Source organism: Streptococcus oralis, from assembly GCF_003944215.1.
Classification (GTDB): Bacteria; Bacillota; Bacilli; order Lactobacillales; family Streptococcaceae; genus Streptococcus; species Streptococcus oralis_BI.
Genome location: NZ_RJVZ01000006.1, coordinates 85,170 through 102,047 on the forward strand (window position 1 = coordinate 85,170; position 16,878 = coordinate 102,047).

At 44.1% G+C, this 16,878-nt stretch carries 14 protein-coding genes and 2 pseudogenes; all 16 read right to left on the reverse strand.

Translation table 11 applies throughout. The annotated features are described in order from the left end of the window. Positions 1-121: 121 nt before the first annotated feature. The 16 genes and pseudogenes from purD to D8804_RS04845 all read right to left on the reverse strand — a co-directional run bounded on the left by purD (position 122) and on the right by D8804_RS04845 (position 16,673). Positions 122-1,384, reverse strand: coding sequence for a phosphoribosylamine--glycine ligase (gene purD / locus D8804_RS04770; protein WP_125399000.1), 1,263 nt, complete (start codon positions 1,382-1,384; stop codon positions 122-124). A gap of 121 nt (positions 1,385-1,505) precedes the next feature. Beyond that, positions 1,506-3,053 (reverse strand): bifunctional phosphoribosylaminoimidazolecarboxamide formyltransferase/IMP cyclohydrolase, encoded by a 1,548-nt coding sequence (purH, locus tag D8804_RS04775; RefSeq protein WP_125399001.1) that lies wholly within the window; start codon positions 3,051-3,053, stop codon positions 1,506-1,508. Between the two features lies 1 nt (position 3,054). Beyond that, positions 3,055-3,519 (reverse strand): GNAT family N-acetyltransferase, encoded by a 465-nt coding sequence (locus D8804_RS04780; RefSeq protein ID WP_125391655.1) that lies wholly within the window; start codon positions 3,517-3,519, stop codon positions 3,055-3,057. Positions 3,520-3,563: 44 nt separating this feature from the next. Continuing rightward, positions 3,564-4,115: a phosphoribosylglycinamide formyltransferase gene (gene purN, locus D8804_RS04785; protein WP_125399002.1), complete on the reverse strand. Its 552-nt coding sequence runs from the start codon at positions 4,113-4,115 to the stop codon at positions 3,564-3,566. Further along, positions 4,112-5,134: a phosphoribosylformylglycinamidine cyclo-ligase gene (gene purM / locus D8804_RS04790; protein WP_001284586.1), complete on the reverse strand. Its 1,023-nt coding sequence runs from the start codon at positions 5,132-5,134 to the stop codon at positions 4,112-4,114. Before purM ends, purN begins: the two co-directional genes overlap by 4 nt. A 215-nt stretch (positions 5,135-5,349) precedes the next feature. Further along, positions 5,350-6,792 (reverse strand): amidophosphoribosyltransferase, encoded by a 1,443-nt coding sequence (gene purF / locus D8804_RS04795; protein ID WP_125399003.1) that lies wholly within the window; start codon positions 6,790-6,792, stop codon positions 5,350-5,352. 12 nt (positions 6,793-6,804) lie between these two features. After that, positions 6,805-10,530 carry a phosphoribosylformylglycinamidine synthase gene (locus tag D8804_RS04800; RefSeq protein ID WP_125399004.1) on the reverse strand — a complete coding sequence of 1,242 codons (3,726 nt, stop codon included), beginning with the start codon at positions 10,528-10,530 and terminating at the stop codon, positions 6,805-6,807. Between the two features lie 56 nt (positions 10,531-10,586). Next, positions 10,587-10,757: pseudogene (locus tag D8804_RS04805) on the reverse strand (phosphoribosylaminoimidazolesuccinocarboxamide synthase); the annotation flags it as partial. A gap of 49 nt (positions 10,758-10,806) precedes the next feature. Beyond that, on the reverse strand, positions 10,807-11,514 hold the full coding sequence (gene purC / locus D8804_RS04810) for a phosphoribosylaminoimidazolesuccinocarboxamide synthase (protein ID WP_161976025.1): 708 nt from the start codon (positions 11,512-11,514) through the stop codon (positions 10,807-10,809). A 168-nt stretch (positions 11,515-11,682) separates the two neighbouring features. Continuing rightward, the gene (gene comB, locus D8804_RS04815) at positions 11,683-13,032 is read right to left on the reverse strand and encodes a competence pheromone export protein ComB (RefSeq protein WP_125399006.1); all 1,350 of its coding nucleotides are present in this window, start codon (positions 13,030-13,032) and stop codon (positions 11,683-11,685) included. A gap of 12 nt (positions 13,033-13,044) precedes the next feature. Beyond that, positions 13,045-15,198 carry a peptide cleavage/export ABC transporter ComA gene (gene comA, locus D8804_RS04820; RefSeq protein WP_125399007.1) on the reverse strand — a complete coding sequence of 718 codons (2,154 nt, stop codon included), beginning with the start codon at positions 15,196-15,198 and terminating at the stop codon, positions 13,045-13,047. 164 nt (positions 15,199-15,362) lie between these two features. After that, positions 15,363-15,544: pseudogene (locus D8804_RS10205) on the reverse strand (hypothetical protein). A gap of 323 nt (positions 15,545-15,867) precedes the next feature. Then, a complete protein-coding gene (locus D8804_RS04830) occupies positions 15,868-16,077 on the reverse strand; it encodes a bacteriocin immunity protein (RefSeq protein WP_125399008.1) in 210 nt (69 codons plus the stop codon). A 24-nt stretch (positions 16,078-16,101) separates the two neighbouring features. Beyond that, positions 16,102-16,290, reverse strand: coding sequence for a hypothetical protein (locus D8804_RS04835; protein WP_125399009.1), 189 nt, complete (start codon positions 16,288-16,290; stop codon positions 16,102-16,104). A gap of 9 nt (positions 16,291-16,299) precedes the next feature. Then, entirely contained in the window at positions 16,300-16,467 is a 168-nt protein-coding gene (locus tag D8804_RS04840) for a bacteriocin (RefSeq protein ID WP_125399010.1), read from the reverse strand. A 17-nt stretch (positions 16,468-16,484) separates the two neighbouring features. Next, positions 16,485-16,673: a class IIb bacteriocin, lactobin A/cerein 7B family gene (locus D8804_RS04845; protein WP_125399011.1), complete on the reverse strand. Its 189-nt coding sequence runs from the start codon at positions 16,671-16,673 to the stop codon at positions 16,485-16,487. Between the last annotated feature and the right edge of the window lie 205 nt (positions 16,674-16,878).

Sequence of the window (16,878 nt, forward strand, 5' to 3'; positions counted from 1 at the left end):
TTCCTAAACTTTGAGCCTAGGGTCTCAAAGTTTCCCCCGACCAGAACATTCACTGTTCTGGTCTTTTCACCACGACGACCATTATCGTATTTGGCGACTTCGTCGCGTTATTCTTATATCTTTACTTAATGGCCTTACTTCCGATATCTGTTCGGTAAAAGAGGCCTTCTGTTTTTTGTTGGGAGAGTTCTTGGTAGATGGTTTCTTGGGCTTCTTTGACGGTGTCTGCTGTGGTGACGAGCATATAGACTCGTCCGCCGTTTGAGAGCAGTGCCCTGCTATTTTCCGAAAACTTAGCCCCTGCATAGTAGGTGATGATATCTCCCTCGGTTTTTGCTGGCAATTCAACACCTTTTTCATAGTCTAGCGGGTAGCCGTTTGATGCGACAACCACGCCCAGAGTCACACCCTTGTCTGTCCAGGTAATGGTTGGCTCCTTGCCATCGAGAATAGCCGTAATATTTTGTGCAAAGTCAGATGTCAGACGAGGCAAGATAATTTGCGTTTCTGGATCTCCAAAACGAGCGTTGAACTCGATGACCTTAGGACCATCAACTGTCAAGATAAGCCCTGCATAAAGAACACCAAGATAGGGGCGCCCTTCCTGGATCATGCCCTCAAGGACTGGCTTGACAATAGTCTCAACCGCTGTATCAACTACACACTGTGTCAAGTGAGGAACTGGCGCATAGGCACCCATGCCACCAGTGTTAGGCCCCTTGTCGCCATCGTAGGCACGTTTGTGATCCTGAGCCGTTGGCATGATGTAGAACTTGTCTCCATTGACAAAGGCAAAGAGAGAGAACTCTTCCCCGTCAAGGAATTCCTCAATAACCACACGCGCACCAGAATCACCGAATTTATTGTCCAAAAGCATCTCGTGAGCGGCTTCGACCGCTTGCTCAACCGTTTCAGCAACGACGACACCTTTCCCAAGAGCCAATCCATCCGCCTTGACGACGATTGGAGCGCCTTTCTCCTCGATATAGGCCTTGGCCTCCTCGAAATCTGAAAAAGTGCCATAGGCTGCTGTCGGAACACCATATTTGAGCATGATTTCCTTTGCGAAATCCTTGGACCACTCCAGCTCCGCTGCTAATCTTGTCGGACCAAAGGCCTTAAGCCCAGCTTGATTAAAATCATCCACGATTCCAGCAGCAAGGGCATCATCTGGGCCAATGAAGGTCCAAGCGATATCGTTGGTCTTTGCAAATTCAATCAACTTAGAATGTTCGGAAATAGAGATATCCACCAATTCCAACCCATCCAAAGTCATCCCGTCATTTCCAGGAGCTACAAACACCTGCTCCACAACCTTAGACTTCAACAACTTCTTGGCAATCGCATGCTCACGACCGCCTGAACCAACAACTAAAAGCTTCATCTCTCAACCTCTTTTGCGAATTATTTACTAACATTATATCACAAACGTTCGTTTTAATCTTGTTTCGTTAAGATTTTTTAAGCAAAAAAGGAAAGAAACTGTTTTCTTCCCTTTTGTCTTCTTAATGTCTAAAATGTCTCACGCCTGTGAAGACCATGGTCAAGCCGTATTTATCTGCAGCTTCGATAGACTCTTGGTCACGGACTGATCCACCTGGCTGGATGATGGCCTTAATTCCTGCTTTGGCGATTTCTTCCACGTTATCCGCGAATGGGAAGAAGGCATCTGAAGCAAGCACAGCGCCGTCAAGGCGGTCTTTAGCTTGTTCAATGGCGATACGAACAGAAGCCACACGGTTGGTTTGACCTGGGCCAACACCAAGTGTCATGTGGTCGTTGGTGATGATGATCCCGTTTGATTTGACGTACTTGATAGCCTTCCAAGCGAACTCAAGGGCAGTCGCCTCTGTCTCGGTTGGTTGGCGCTTGGTCACTACTTTCCAGTCAGCTGGGCTTTCCTTGACCACATCTTGATTTTGCACGAGGAGACCTCCAACCACGCCTGTGTACTCTGCTTCCACTTCACTAGCATCTTGAGCGTCAAATGGCAAGGCAAGGATACGCAAGTTTTTCTTTTTGTTGGTCAAAATGGCTAGCGCTTCATCTGTATAGCTCGGTGCGATAATGATCTCAAGGAAAACGCCGTGCATCTTCTCAGCAGTCGCAGCATCCACCTCACGGTTGAGAACGACAATTCCACCAAAGATAGACACTGGGTCAGACTCATATGCATAGTCCCAAGCAGTTTCGATGTCATCAGCTTGACCAATTCCACATGGATTCATGTGTTTCAAAGCCACAACGGTTGGACGGTCTTTGAAATCACGAATAATACGAATCGCCGCATCCGCATCACGGATATTGTTAAAGGACAATTCTTTACCGTTGAGCTGTTTCGCTGATGCAATCGAATAGTCAGTCGGCAAAGCTTTTTGGTAGAAGTCCGCATCCTGCTGAGGATTTTCACCGTAACGCATGGATTGTTTGAGGTCATAGGTCAAAGTGAGCTTTTCAGGCTTTACTTCACCCACTTGAGCTGTGAAGTACTCTGCAATCAAGGCATCATAAGCAGCTGTGTGACGGAAAACCTTGGCTGCTAAACGTTGGCGAGTTTCATAAGTCGTTTCACCGTTTGCTGACAATTCGTCAAGAACAACAGCATAATCCGCTGGGTCTACCACAACCGTCACGCTGGCGTGGTTTTTAGCCGCTGAACGAAGCATAGAAGGCCCACCGATATCGATATTTTCAACTGCGTCAGCATACGTCACATCTGGTTTGAGAATCGTTTCCTTGAATGGGTAAAGGTTGACTACAACAAGGTCAATCAATTCAATCTTATTGTCCTTAGCAGCCTCTAGATGGCTGCCAAGATCACGACGAGCAAGGAGCCCACCGTGAATATTTGGATGAAGGGTCTTGACACGACCGTCCATCATTTCTGGGAAACCCGTCACATCATCAATTGCAATGGTCTCCACCCCAGCATTATCAAGGGTAACCTTTGTCCCACCTGTCGAGATAATATCCCAACCAAGTTTTTTAAGTTCTTGGGCAAATTCAACAATGCCCGCTTTGTCTGAGACGCTGATTAAGGCTTTTTTCGTCATTCTATTCCTCTTTCTTTAGGTCCAAGCGCATAGCGATTTCGTTATTTTCTTCTATAAATTCTGTTTCCTGAAAACCCAGACTAGTCAGCAGGTGCTTCATTTTTTCATTTCCAACCACATAATCAGCGATAATATGACTGCAAGCTCTATCCATCTGAGCCTCTTTAATTAGAACTTCCAAGGCTTTTCGACCATAACCTCTTCCTTGGTACTGCTGACCAATCATTATCCGCCAGATAAAGTATTCCGCTTCATCCTTGTCTATTTCCAGCAGGAGAAAGCCAACCACTTGCTCATCCCAATAGATTGCCATCGGAAACACATCCTCATTTTTCCGGTAGAGCCATGCGTCAGCTAAAGAGCGTACATTTGGAGCCACGAAACGTGCTCGTTCATCAGCATCAGATATTTTCAAATCCAGCACTGCCTGAAAACTGCTCTCATCTACTAATTTCAGTTCAATCATTTTTTCTCCTAGCAATATTGCACAATCAAAACTTGATTTACTTCTTACCTTCTCCCCACCCCTAAACTTTCCAGCACCTCTGGATACAACTTGTACTCTGCCTCATGAATGCGAGCTTCAAAATTGTCAATGGTATCATCAGCGAGCCGTGGTACGCGGACTTGTTTGATAACCTTTCCTGTATCCACACCCGAATCCACCCAGTGAATGGTAACACCGCTCTCAGTAACACCAGCATTCCAAGCGTCCTCAATTCCGTGAGTTCCTGGAAATTCTGGCAGGTAGGCTGGATGGATATTAATGATCCGACCTTCATAAGTCGCCAATAAGGGTGGCCCAACGATTTTCATATAGCCTGCTAGGCAAACCAAGTCAATCTGGTGCTCTTCCAAGAGTTCAACAAGAGCTGCTTCGTAGTCTGCCTTGTTCTCAAACTCCTTGAGTTCAAAAGCATAGGACAGAACGCCAAGCTTGTCTGCCCGCTTGAGCACATAGGCATCTCGATGGTCTGAAAAGACAAACTCCACCGGAAACTCTTCAGCAATCACCTGAAAATTTGAGCCATTACCAGAGGCAAAAACCGCTATTTTTTTCATTTGATGATGACACTTTCGTTTTCTTTCTTGACGATGCGACCAATTTCATAGACTGGTTCATCCAGCAATTCTTTGACACGACCTACATTTTCAGGGCTAACTGCCAACATGAGTCCCACACCCATATTGAAGATTTCAAACATTTCCTCATGCTTGATTTCACCGTATTTTTCAAGGGCTTTGAAAATCGGGAGGACTGGAACTTTGCTTTCCTCAATCTCAGCAGCCAGGTCATCCGCAAACATACGAGGGACATTCTCGATAAATCCACCACCAGTGATATGGGCAATACCGTTGACCAACTCTTCTTTGATGAGCGGTAAGACAGCCTTGACATAGATACGAGTCGGCTCAAGAAGGACTTCCTTGAGTTTCTTGCCTTCCAATTCTGGCAAGACTTCCTCACCTGTGTAGTCCGCAAAGACACGACGGACGAGTGAGTAGCCATTTGAGTGAATCCCACTCGAAGCAAGCCCAAGAAGCACATCACCTTCTGCCACTTTTGAACCGTCAATGATTTGGGATTTTTCAGCCACACCGACCGCAAATCCAGCCAAGTCATAGTCATCTTCGCCGTACATTCCAGGCATTTCAGCCGTTTCCCCACCGATGAGGGCGGCACCAGCCTGCACACAGCCTTCTGCTACACCAGCTACGACTTGTTCTAGTTTAGCTGGTTCATTCTTCCCTGTCGCCACATAGTCGAGGAAATAGAGGGGCTCCGCACCTGCAGCGATGATATCATTGACACACATGGCCACACAGTCCTGCCCAATCGTATCATGCTTGTCATACTTGATGGCCAACATGAGCTTGGTCCCGACGCCATCAGTCCCTGAGATCAATACAGGCTCTTTGACACCTGTTTTTGAAAGGTCAAACATGCCACCAAAGCCACCAAGAGCTCCCATGACACCCGCACGCTCCGTACGCGCTACATGCTTTTTGATCCGTTCAACAACTTCATAACCCGCTTCAACATCCACACCCGACTGGGCGTACGCATTTTTATTTGCCATTTTATTTTTCCTTTTCTTTGAGAAGATTGCGACGTATTTTTAGATAAACAATTATTTTATCTAAAAATACTAGTCAGGGCTCTAGCTTTGGCCCCATAGGAGAAAGCGTCTACTGACAAATGCTTTAGCTTTTAGTCAGTAGTGAGACGTGGAGCGTATGCATTTTTATTTGTCATTTGTTTATTCCTTTCCTTTCACGGAGAGTCTTTATCCGTCTATTTGTAAAAACTGGTCTTATCCCCCAAGCTTCTACGATATTCTTCCTCATAGTCGTAGAGAGGTGTTGGGTAGTCGCCGTCAAAGTAAGCGACGCAAAGCCCACCATTTGGCGCATCTGTTTCAATCCCGATAGAGTTGATCAAGCCATCAATCGAAAGATAGGTCAGGCTATCCGCACCAATGATTTGACAAGTCTCTTCAACCGTATGATTGGCCGCAATCAGCTCCTGACGCGTCTGGATATCAATCCCGTAGAAGCATGGATAAGCTAGCGCTGGACTACCAATGGCAACGTGAACTTCAGTCGCACCCGCTTCTTTCAAGAGCTGAACGATACGACGAGAGGTTGTTCCACGTACAATAGAGTCATCCACCATGACCACACGCTTGCCTTTAACAACACCAGAAACGGCAGACAGTTTCATCCGCACCCCTTGCTCCCGTAATTCTTGAGTCGGTTGGATAAAGGTCCGTTGAGTGTATTGGTTTTTGATAAGTCCCATTTCATTTGGTAGACCTGATTCTTCTGCAAAGCCCATAGCTGCGCTGAGTGATGAATTTGGCACACCGACCACGATATCCGCTTCGTGCTTGAACTCACGCGCCAATTGAGCCCCCATACGTTTGCGAGCTGTATGGACATTGACACCATGAATATTAGAGTCAGGGCGGGCAAAGTAGATATACTCCATAGAGCAAATCGCCAACTGGGTATCATTTGTATAGCTATCGTACTGAATTCCATTGTCATCCACAATCACAATTTCCCCTGGTTTTACATCTCGAATCCACTCGGCACCGATGACTTCAAAAGCACAGGTTTCTGACGAAACCACCACCGCTCCGTTTGCCATTTTCCCAATAGAAAGTGGACGGAAACCATTAGGATCAAGCGCCGCAATCAGCTTATCCTCAAACATCAAAATATAAGCAAAACCACCTTTGACCAGGCTAAGTGCTTCTTTGATTTTCCCCATCAAACTAGGGTTGTGACTACGGCGAATCAAGTGAGCCAAGATTTCTGAATCTGAGGTAGAGCTGAAAATCGCTCCTCTTTGCTCTAGTTCTTTCTTGAGGGATTCTGCATTGGTCAGGTTCCCATTATGAGCCAATCCAAACTGCATATCATGGAATCGAAAGAGGAAGGGCTGGATGTTATCTACGGAAGCTTCGCCTGCAGTCGCATAACGCACATGCCCAATCGCACCAGTTCCTGTCAATTTATCCAAATTAGCAGGATTTCTGAAGACTTCTGAAAGAAGGCCCATATCACGATGACGCTTCAATTTCCCTTGGTCATTGGAGAGGATTCCTGCCCCCTCCTGACCTCGGTGCTGAAGACTGTGGAGTCCAAAATAGGTCAATTTAGCAGCATCTGGATGACCCCAGATACCGAAAACGCCACATTCTTCATTAAGAGATTTTATTTCGTATGTCATTTTTTATACCTTTTATTTCCCTGTGAAATAACGCACAGCTGATGCAAACAGGTGCTGGTCTTTATTTCCTGGGATGTTTTGGAAAAGACCTTCTTCATAACGTTCTGAGTGTCCCATCTTACCGATGATTTGACCATTCTTGCTGGTAATTCCTTCGATGGCATTTACCGAACCATTCGGATTATACTTAGAGTCCATACTTGGTTTGCCTTCAAAGTCAACGTATTGGCTAAAGATTTGACCATTGTCGCGGAGCTCTGCAAATTCCTCAGCCGTCACGACAAATTTCCCTTCACCGTGCGATACTGGAATGGCATGGATATCGCCCACTTGTACTCCAGCCAACCATGGTGAGTTGGTATTGGCAATCCGAGTTTCCACCATCTTGGCCACGTGCTGGTTGGCATCATTGTAGAAGAGGGTTGGGCTGGTACTGTTAGCATCTTCAAAGTTTCCATATGGAAGAAGACCTGATTTGACCAGGGCTTGGAATCCATTACAGATACCGATAATCAAGCCACCACGAGCGATAAAGCTATCAATGGCTGCACGCACTTTTTCATTGAGCAAGATATTCACGATAAATTTAGCTGATCCATCCGGCTCATCCGCAGCTGAGAATCCGCCTGCAAAGAAGAGAATGTTTGCCTTGCCGATATTGTCAACCATGGTTTCAACTGACTTGACAATAGCTTCTTCATTGAGTGTCACAAATGGCACCAAGTTAACCTCTGCACCTTCTTTTTCAAAGGCCTTGGCTGAGTCATATTCTGAGTTGGTTCCTGGGAAGACTGGGATGTAAACCACAGGTTTTTCAATAGTTTCCTTGGCTTTGATGACTGCGTTAGAAGCGACAGCTGGCACTGCTTCCAATTCTTTAGATTGGGCAAATTCTGTTGGGTAAACTTCTTCCAGTTTCCCTTGGAAGGCACTGTCAAGCTTGTGTCCATCTAACTTCACACCGTTGACAAGCAGTGTAAAGCCGGCACTTGTTTGACCGATTTTCTCTACTCCAGCGATTTCTTCAGGGGAGGTGAAGGTAAATCCGCCTAGCTGAGCTGTCAAAGAACTTTCAAGTTCAGGCAGGGTTACCTCTGCACCGATATGGTTCCCAAAGATAGCAAGAGCCAAACTTTCAAGGATTCCACCATATTTAACAGCTGATGCAGATGTTACTTTGTGGTCAGCTAGGATGGCTTCAAACTGAGCAAAGTTGCGCTTAATCAAATCAAAATCAATCTCTGCAGAGAGGGCTTGACCTGGGATGTAGTAGATGTTTTCACCAGCAGTCTTGAACTCAGGAGAGAGGACCTTACGGCTATCTGCCGTCGTCACCCCAAAGGCAACCAAGGTTGGCGGTACGGTCAATTCTTCAAAGGTACCAGACATGGAGTCCTTACCACCGATAGATGGCAAGCCAAGCTGGATTTGTGCTTCGATAGATCCTAGAAGAGCCGCTACTGGCTGACCAAAACGCTCTGCTTGTTTATCCATGCGTTCGAAATACTCTTGGTAAGAGAAGCGAGCCTTAGACCAGTTTGCACCAGCAGCCACTAAACGAGCAGTTGCTTCGATAACCGCATAGGCAGCACCGTGGTATGGAGACCATTCTGCCACATATGGATTGAATCCTTGGGCCATGACTGACGCAGTGTGAGTCACACCGTGCTGAACTGGCAATTTCTGCACAGATGCCTCAGTTGGTGTGAGTTGGTAGCGACCACCGAGTGGGTGATTGACAGTCGAACGACCGACAGAGCAGTCAAAGATAGTCTGCAAACCTTTCTGACTCGCATGGTTGAGGTCAGATAGAACCGCAAGGGTTTCTGCTTCAAGGGTTTCAGCAGATGTTTGACGTTCTTCTGGAAGCTTGACATCCTTGTCAACCACCTTAGCATCTACGACTACACGTACACCATTTGTGTCAAGGAAACGACGTTCCAAATCAACAATGGTTTCCCCATTCCAGTGCATGACAAGATTTGGTTTTTCAGTTACTGCCGCCACTACAACAGCGTCAATATTTTCTTTATTACATTCTGCAACGAAGGCATCTACGTCTTGAGGACGCACCACAACTGCCATCCGTTCTTGTGATTCAGAGATAGCAATTTCTGTACCGTTCAAACCTTGGTATTTAAGAGGAACCTTGTTGAGGTCAATTTCAAGACCATCTGCCAATTCACCGATAGCCACACAGACACCACCTGCTCCAAAGTCATTGGACTTCTTGATAAGACGAGTGACATCCCCATTACGGAAAAGGCGCTGAATCTTGCGTTCTTCGATAGCATTCCCTTTTTGAACCTCAGCTCCAGCAGTCTCTACGGACTCAACTGTTTGAACCTTAGAAGACCCTGTCGCACCACCGATACCATCACGACCAGTCTTACCACCGAGCAGGATAATGACATCTCCCGCTTCCGGTTTTTCACGGACTACATTTCCCTTGGGAGCTGCACCAACAACGGCACCAAGCTCCATACGTTTAGCTACAAAGCCTGGGTGGAAGTATTCACGAACGTAGGTCGTCGCAAGCCCAATCTGGTTCCCGTATGAAGAATAACCATGAGCCGCTGTTTTCGAAATAACTTGTTGTGGCAATTTCCCAGCGCGCGTTTCTGAAATCGGCGCTGTAATGTCACCCGCGCCTGAGATACGCATGGCTTGGTAAACATAAGAACGACCTGACAATGGGTCACGAATAGCTCCACCGATACAAGTAGCCGCGCCACCAAATGGTTCGATTTCTGTTGGGTGGTTGTGGGTTTCGTTCTTGAACATGAGGAGCCATGGCTCTTTCACTCCATTCACATCCACCTCGATTTCAACCGAGCAGGCATTAATCTCGTCAGACACTTCCATGTCATCCAAACGACCATTGGCACGCTCATAACGACCGAAAATAGTCGCCATATCCATCAAGGTTTGTGGTTTTTCAGAACGGCCTAATTCCTCGCGCATAGCTAGATACTTATCATAGGTTGCCTGTAATTGTTTTTCAAATTTAGAAGCTGAGAAGTCGATATTCTTCAACTCAGTCTCAAAAGTCGTGTGACGACAATGGTCAGACCAGTAAGTGTCCAAAACCTTAAGTTCCGTCTCAGTCGGCACGCGCCCGATTGACTTGAAATAGTCTTGGATAAAGAGCAAATCATCCACTTCCATAGCCATCCCTTGCTCAGCCTTGTAGCGGGCAAAGTCTTCTGCTGTATAGCTTTCAAAGAAAATCAATTTTGGAATGGTCTTGTCTGACTCTGAAAATTCCTGCTTGGCAATCCCTACTGTGATGTCCTTGAAACGTGAATCCACTGGATTGAGCAGGTAGTTCTTGACCGCGTCCAACTCAGTCGCATCAATATCTTTATTAACCAAGTAAAGTTGGGCAGTATTGACTGTCACTTCACTCGAACTTCCAAGTAAAAGCAAGGCTTCCTGTGAAGAAGCTGCACGCTGGTCAAACTGTCCTGGCAAGCTTTCGATGGCAAAGAAAGCATAATTGGCAAGATCAGTCTGCACAACCGCTTCATCCAAGACATGGTCTGTCACCTGCTCAGAGAAGATATGCTTCTCGGCAGGTGTAAACAAACTCTCTGACAAGTCAAAAACATCATAAACCTGCACAATGCGAATATTTTTCAAAGTTGACAATCCCAAGTTGTGCTGGAGCTCTCTCACCAAACTCTCTGACTTGACCTGAAAATCAGCCTTTTTTTCAACAAAAATACGTTTATTCATCAATTCTTATTCCTTTATTTCAGCTCTTGCAATGTTCCCAAATGACCTTGAAGGTTCTATTTTAAACCTTGCAATTTTTCCCAGACAACTTCATAAACATCTGTCAGTTCTCCCAAGCCACGACGGAAAACATCCTTGTCCATGTGGTTACCGTCAGCGTCCCAAAGTCGGCAGTTATCTGGTGAAAATTCGTCTGCCAAGATAATCTTGCCATCCTTATCAAAACCAATTCCTTTATTTCAGCTCTTGCAATATTCCCAAACAGCCTTTAGGTTATTACTTCAACTCCTGCAATTTCTCCCAGACAACTTCGTAAACATCAGTTAGTTCTCCCAATCCCCTACGGAAAACATCCTTGTCCATGTGGTTGCCATCTGCATCCCAAAGTCGGCAGTTATCTGGTGAAAACTCGTCTGCCAAGATAATCTTGCCATCCTTATCAAAACCAAATTCCAGTTTAAAATCGATCAACTTAAGACCAATCTCAGCAAACCAAGCTTTCAAGAGCTCATTGATACGACGGGTTTCTTCCTTCAAGTAAGCAATCTGCTGATCATCCGCAATTTTAAGGAATTTCACATGCTCGTCATTGATAAAGGGATCATCCAAATCATCATTTTTATAGTAAAATTCGACAATTGGAGTCTCAAATGCGATACCTTCTTCTACACCAAAACGTTTTGAAAAGGAGCCAGCCGTGTAGTTGCGGAGCACAACTTCCAAAGGAATAATCTCAACCTTTTTATTGAGCTGTTCCGTGTCTGAAATTTTCTCCACAAAATGAGTCTCCACACCAGCCGCATTTAATTTCTCAAAAATAAAAGATGAAATCTGATTATTTAACACTCCCTTGCCCGCAATCTGCTCCTTCTTGACACCGTTGAAGGCAGTTGCCTGGTCCTTGTAAGTTGAAATAATGAGATTTTCATCCTCAGTTGTATAGATATCCTTGGCTTTTCCCGAATAGATCAGTTGTTTTGACATTTTAAAGTTCGCCTTTCGTTTTACTTGAGCACATTCTACCACAAAAGCATGAAAAATTCAAGGTTTTTACGAATAAATAACGTTTTCCTATTTTAAGCGTAAAGAAAAACTGCAAGATGAACTCTTCTTACAGTTTTAAAATCATTTATCCTTTGAAAAACACGAATATTACCCTTTATTCAAAAATTGATCCCAAAAATAACGGAGGTAGCTTTTCTTTCCTGTAATCATCTGTAGGCGGCCTTCTAAACCATAACGAAGTTTTTCAGCCTGCTCTGAAGTTAAATTAGTCTCCGCTTCAATTTTAAAGAAATTTCCTTGTTCAGTCTTTGTAGCTGTCGCATCAATACTTGTAATCATGGAATCCAGGAAAATTTGATTCTTGGCATCATTAGTCGTTGTATAACGGACAGAGTCCCCAATCTTGACTCTAGCAACATCTTTTGAACTGAGATAGGCTGTGAGTTTGGTTTTTCCTTCTTTTTCCAAGGATGGGTAGAGTTGGGCTAGCAGGGTTCCTTCTGCGACCATCGTAGATTCACTAGTCTCAGGATTGAGGTGAAGCACCCCATCCTCACTTGCTGTAATCTTCCCTTTATCTAGGAGACCTCCCTGTACCTTCTTACCCGATTCCGCCTCCAAAATTTTCTGATCTAGAAGAGTTAATTCCTGACCGACTTTAACTAAGTGCTGAGACTTGAGTGATTCCAGTTGACTATCCAGTCCCGTTGCGTGGGCCTGTTGAGCTCCAGATCCCGCATACTGCACACGATACGTAGCTAGACTAGACTCTAGCTGGGCAATTTGTGCATCCACTTGCGCAATAACTTGCGATTTAGCTTGCGGATCTTCTTCACCTTGGTTTTTATAGGTCTGGTAAAAAGAGTAGGCTGGATTCTGACTATCCAGTTGAGCTCCGGTTTCAATCGCTGACTTTGCTGTTTTGTAATCTCGAATTTTATCTTGTGTTTGGCTGATAAGATTGCCAATCTCGGCCTGGCTCTGACTTGCTGCCGCATTCTGCGAGGAGATGTTGGCATTTTGCTGCGAAACATTGCTCCTAAGACTACTAGCTTGGCTGAGATAGTCTCGAAACATCTCCTGATAACCAAACTTATCCGCCTCTGGGAATTGATCACTCCCCTCTTTCAAACTGGATTGCAAATATCCCAACTGCTTTTTTTGATCCTTTAGCATCTCCAATTGACTGGCATATGCCTCAACCTGGACAGCCTCCGCCCCTTGCTGGTACTGAACGAGCAGATCTCCTTGCTTGACCAACTTGTTTTCTTCCAGATAATTGGCCACAATGCGTTGATTGCTAGTCGACTGGATATTGGCAATGATCCGACTAGGTTCGACAGTTGCTCTGGTAGACAAACTAATCTCCTTCTCTGCAAAAACTGCAAATCCCAGTAAAAACATGAACAGAAGTGACATAGGTAAAATCACCCGACTGGAAAAATTATGATAACGACGATTATAAAACTCCGCACTTTCTAAAAATTCTGGTTTCATCTTCTCCTCTTTCTAGCTATTCACCAAATGAGCGTAAAAGCCATCCTGTGCAAGCAAGCCTGCATGGGTGCCCTCTTCGACAATCTTGCCCTGATTCAGAACAACAACCTTTTCTGTTCGCTCAGCGATGGTCAAACGGTGGGCGATGAAAATCAAGGTCTTATCTAAAGCCATGAGATTATCCACGATCCGCTTCTCTGTCAAAATATCCAAACTGCTAGTCGCCTCGTCCAAGATCAAGACAGGTGCATCCGTCAAGAGAGCACGCGCCAGAGCGATTCTCTGCCGTTGCCCACCAGAAATTCCAGCCCCATCCGAAGTCAATTCTGTCTGATAATTCAGAGGCATGCGCTCAATATCCTCCCGAATCTCTGCCAACTCGACTGCTCGTAAGATATCTTCCTGAGTCGTCCCCTCCTTGGCTCCAAGGAGAAGATTCTCCAAAATCGTTCCGTTAAAGACATAGGGCTGTTGAGGCAGGTAGTTGATATACTGGCGCAGGGCCTTTTTATCAATCTGATTAAGATTGACACCACCCAGACTAATCTCTCCCTGACTTGGGTCGTAAAAATTAACCATCATCTTGGCTAAGGTGGTCTTACCCGAACCTGAAATCCCCACAAAAGCCATCTTAGACCCTTGTGGAATGGTCAAATTGATATCCGATAAGACATCACGCCCATAGCCATACTTATAGTGAACTTGTTTAAAGGTCATATCCCCTTTCATCATGCTCAAATCTTCGACTGTTTTCTGCTCCTCAAACTCCGAAGCTACTAGATAAACCTCATTTAAGCGATTATTGGCAACCTGCGCTGTCTGAAGTTTGGTTTGTAGGTTAATGATATTTTCCAAAGGATTGGTAAAGTAAACAAGCAAAGTATTATAGGTAATCAGCTGGCCCAAACTCATTTTCCCGTCCATAACAAGAATGGCTCCTAGCCAGAGAACGGCAACATTGAGCAGGAGCTGGGCAACTTTTTTCAGAGCCTTTTGCTGGCTTTCTGCCCGACTATAGGTAAAGGATTTTTTCAGATAAGCTACAAATTCCTTGTCAATCTTTTGATAGCGCGAACTTTCACTGGTCAAAGACTTAATGGTCTCAATACCGTTGATGTCCTCGATGATAGAGGAAGACAGAACCGCATTGGCTTCCATGGTATCCCGATTCATCTTTTCAAACGGCTTCATAAAGGCAAAGATAATCACTGTATAGATGGGAAGCGCAAGTAGACTAATGAAAAAGAGCGTCATATTTTGTGAAAACAAGACCAGCGAGATAATCAAAATCGTCGACACATCTAGGAAAATCGACAGAATGGTCGACGCCAGCGCATCGATGATACTATTGGCATCTGTAAAACGAGACACGATTTCTCCTGTCCTGCGTGTCGCAAAAAAGGACATTGGCAGGTGAAAAACATGCTTGATGTAGGACAAAATCACGTCAATCGATAAGCGTTGCCCAAGTATCAGTAGGAGATATTCCTGGGCATAAGACAAAATCTGCTGGAGGATATAGACGATGACCAGCCCAATAGAGATGATGCCCAGTGTCGAGCGCATCTGGTCTGGTACGTAACTATCAATGATGGACTGAAGATAGTAGGAACCCACGATATTGATCAAGGTCACCAAGAGTGTCGCTAGGACGATATTGGTAATCAAGCCCCGCTGTTTGAGCAAAATTGGCAAGAAGGATAGGAGCCCCTGTTTTTTCTCCTTATGGGGTTTATAGTCTGGAGACGGAGCCATAAAGAGACTGACTCCTGTCCATTCTTGCGCAAATCGCTCACGGGAAATCTTGGTCAGCTTGACACCAGGATCCGGATCAGCGATATGAATATGCTTTTTATCCTGACCTATCACCACATAGTAGTGGAGCAACTTCCCTTCCTTGAGCACATGAGCCACAAAAGGAAAGGTCAAATCTGGCAAATCAAAGAGCGTCATATCCGCCTTGATAGCCCGCGTCTCAAATCCAATCTCCTCTGCCACCTTTACAAGTCCCAAAGCGGTCGTCCCATCCATGGTCGTCTTGGCTAACTCTCGTAGATGAGCCAAGGAGTAATAACTACCGTAGTAGCCAAATACCATGGCCAAGGAAGCCACGCCACAATCCATTTGATCCACCTGGGGACGATAGTACCTTTTCCTAAATTTCATATCCTTCTCCTTTTTCTAATAATCTCTTAAAAACTTTGTAAGATTATTTTAACCAAACGAAGAAGAAATAAGGGAATTATTTCTGAAAAAACAATATCCTCACCTGAACAGCACTTTTTGCCAAAGAAAATAGGCAGAACAAGCGTCCTGCCTAAAATATCCAATTACACAGATTTCTTACCTTTCCCACTTCTTTTGTGAATGGTGTATAAAACGATAAACGCAAACACCGGGGGTACCATATAACTATTTTCACTCATTGTTAGCTGAAATCCTAAAATTGCTAGTATCCCAAAGATGAAAATAGGAAAATAAATACAAGAATAGATTTTAAAATCTTAGTCATTTTCGTCCTCATTGCCTTCTTTAGCCGTTATTTTCTGGATAGTATGGTATTTTACCGCTATGTAAATGATTAAAAGAAGTAGGGGATAAGAGAACAAGTCTGAAACTTCCATGAAATTTACACTATACTTTCCTGGTAATAGCTTATAGTCCATTAAAACTTGAAGGATAGAAAGTACAATACGTACTAGTAGAAGCCCCCTAATAACATCACTTCTTTTTTAACACACAGACACCTTCCTCACTAAATGCAGATTATGGTTCATTGGTCTAACACTCCAAGATTGCTTTTATGCTGGAGCTACAGAAATCAGACTCATGTTATCATCGTTTGTTATCTTTTTCTTCACTTCTATAAAGTAAGATAAAGGTCATCAAGAATAATGAAATCGTAGGCATATCAAAATATTCAAACCATGTAGGTAGATTTATTTTGTTTACATCAGCCACGATTCTAATAATTAGATAAGCTATCGAGCTAAATAATACAGTGGTCTCTAGCCAAGCTTTTTCTAGTAATTGAACAACTCTCATCCCAAACTCCAATCTGACGGTCAATCAATTTCCAATCGTACTTTCTTTTGTTTTGTACTTGTATCCTAGATAAAACAGACCAAGTAGAATTGGATAGGTTTCTGGATAAAACAAGGTATTGATCGGATTTTTCATAATCAAATACGTTGCAATGTAGATAATGAGTGATACGGTAAAATATCCCTCAGCAAATCCTAATAAGAATTTTTTCATGATAGACTCCTATTTACCTGAAAAGAGTGCTCGAGTTGTTAAAATAGCTCCACCTGTATATACAAAACCTTTTACAAAACCGACTGCCACAGGGATAAGAAGGGGAAAGGCTCCCCCTTGAATTTCCTGCAAGTCCGTATCAGTCATTATTTCAAATTTTAAAATAGATTTTTCCATATCATCTCCTCCTTCTATTACCATCTGCTCGTCACATAATTATAACCTGCAATTCCTGCTGCAGTAATTCCACCAGCAATTTTAGCTGCTGTCACAGGATTAGCAATCATCCAAGCTACAATCGGCCATACTCCCCCATCCACATCCATCAACTCTTCTTCTGTAAGAGCTACAAAGTTCTGTTCCATTTTGTCAAAATTTGTCATCTTTTTCTCCTTTATTTTTATTTTTTGTTTTACGACTTCTAGATCTTAAACCATTTTAAAAACCAGATTGGAAAAATAATTGAAATCATTTTTCTCCTTCTTGTTCTTCTCACTTATCTATTTGAGAAATGATTTAAAATGAACAGGTAAATTTCATTTATTTCAAATACCATTTGATAAACCATGGCAATAAGATTGGTAAATA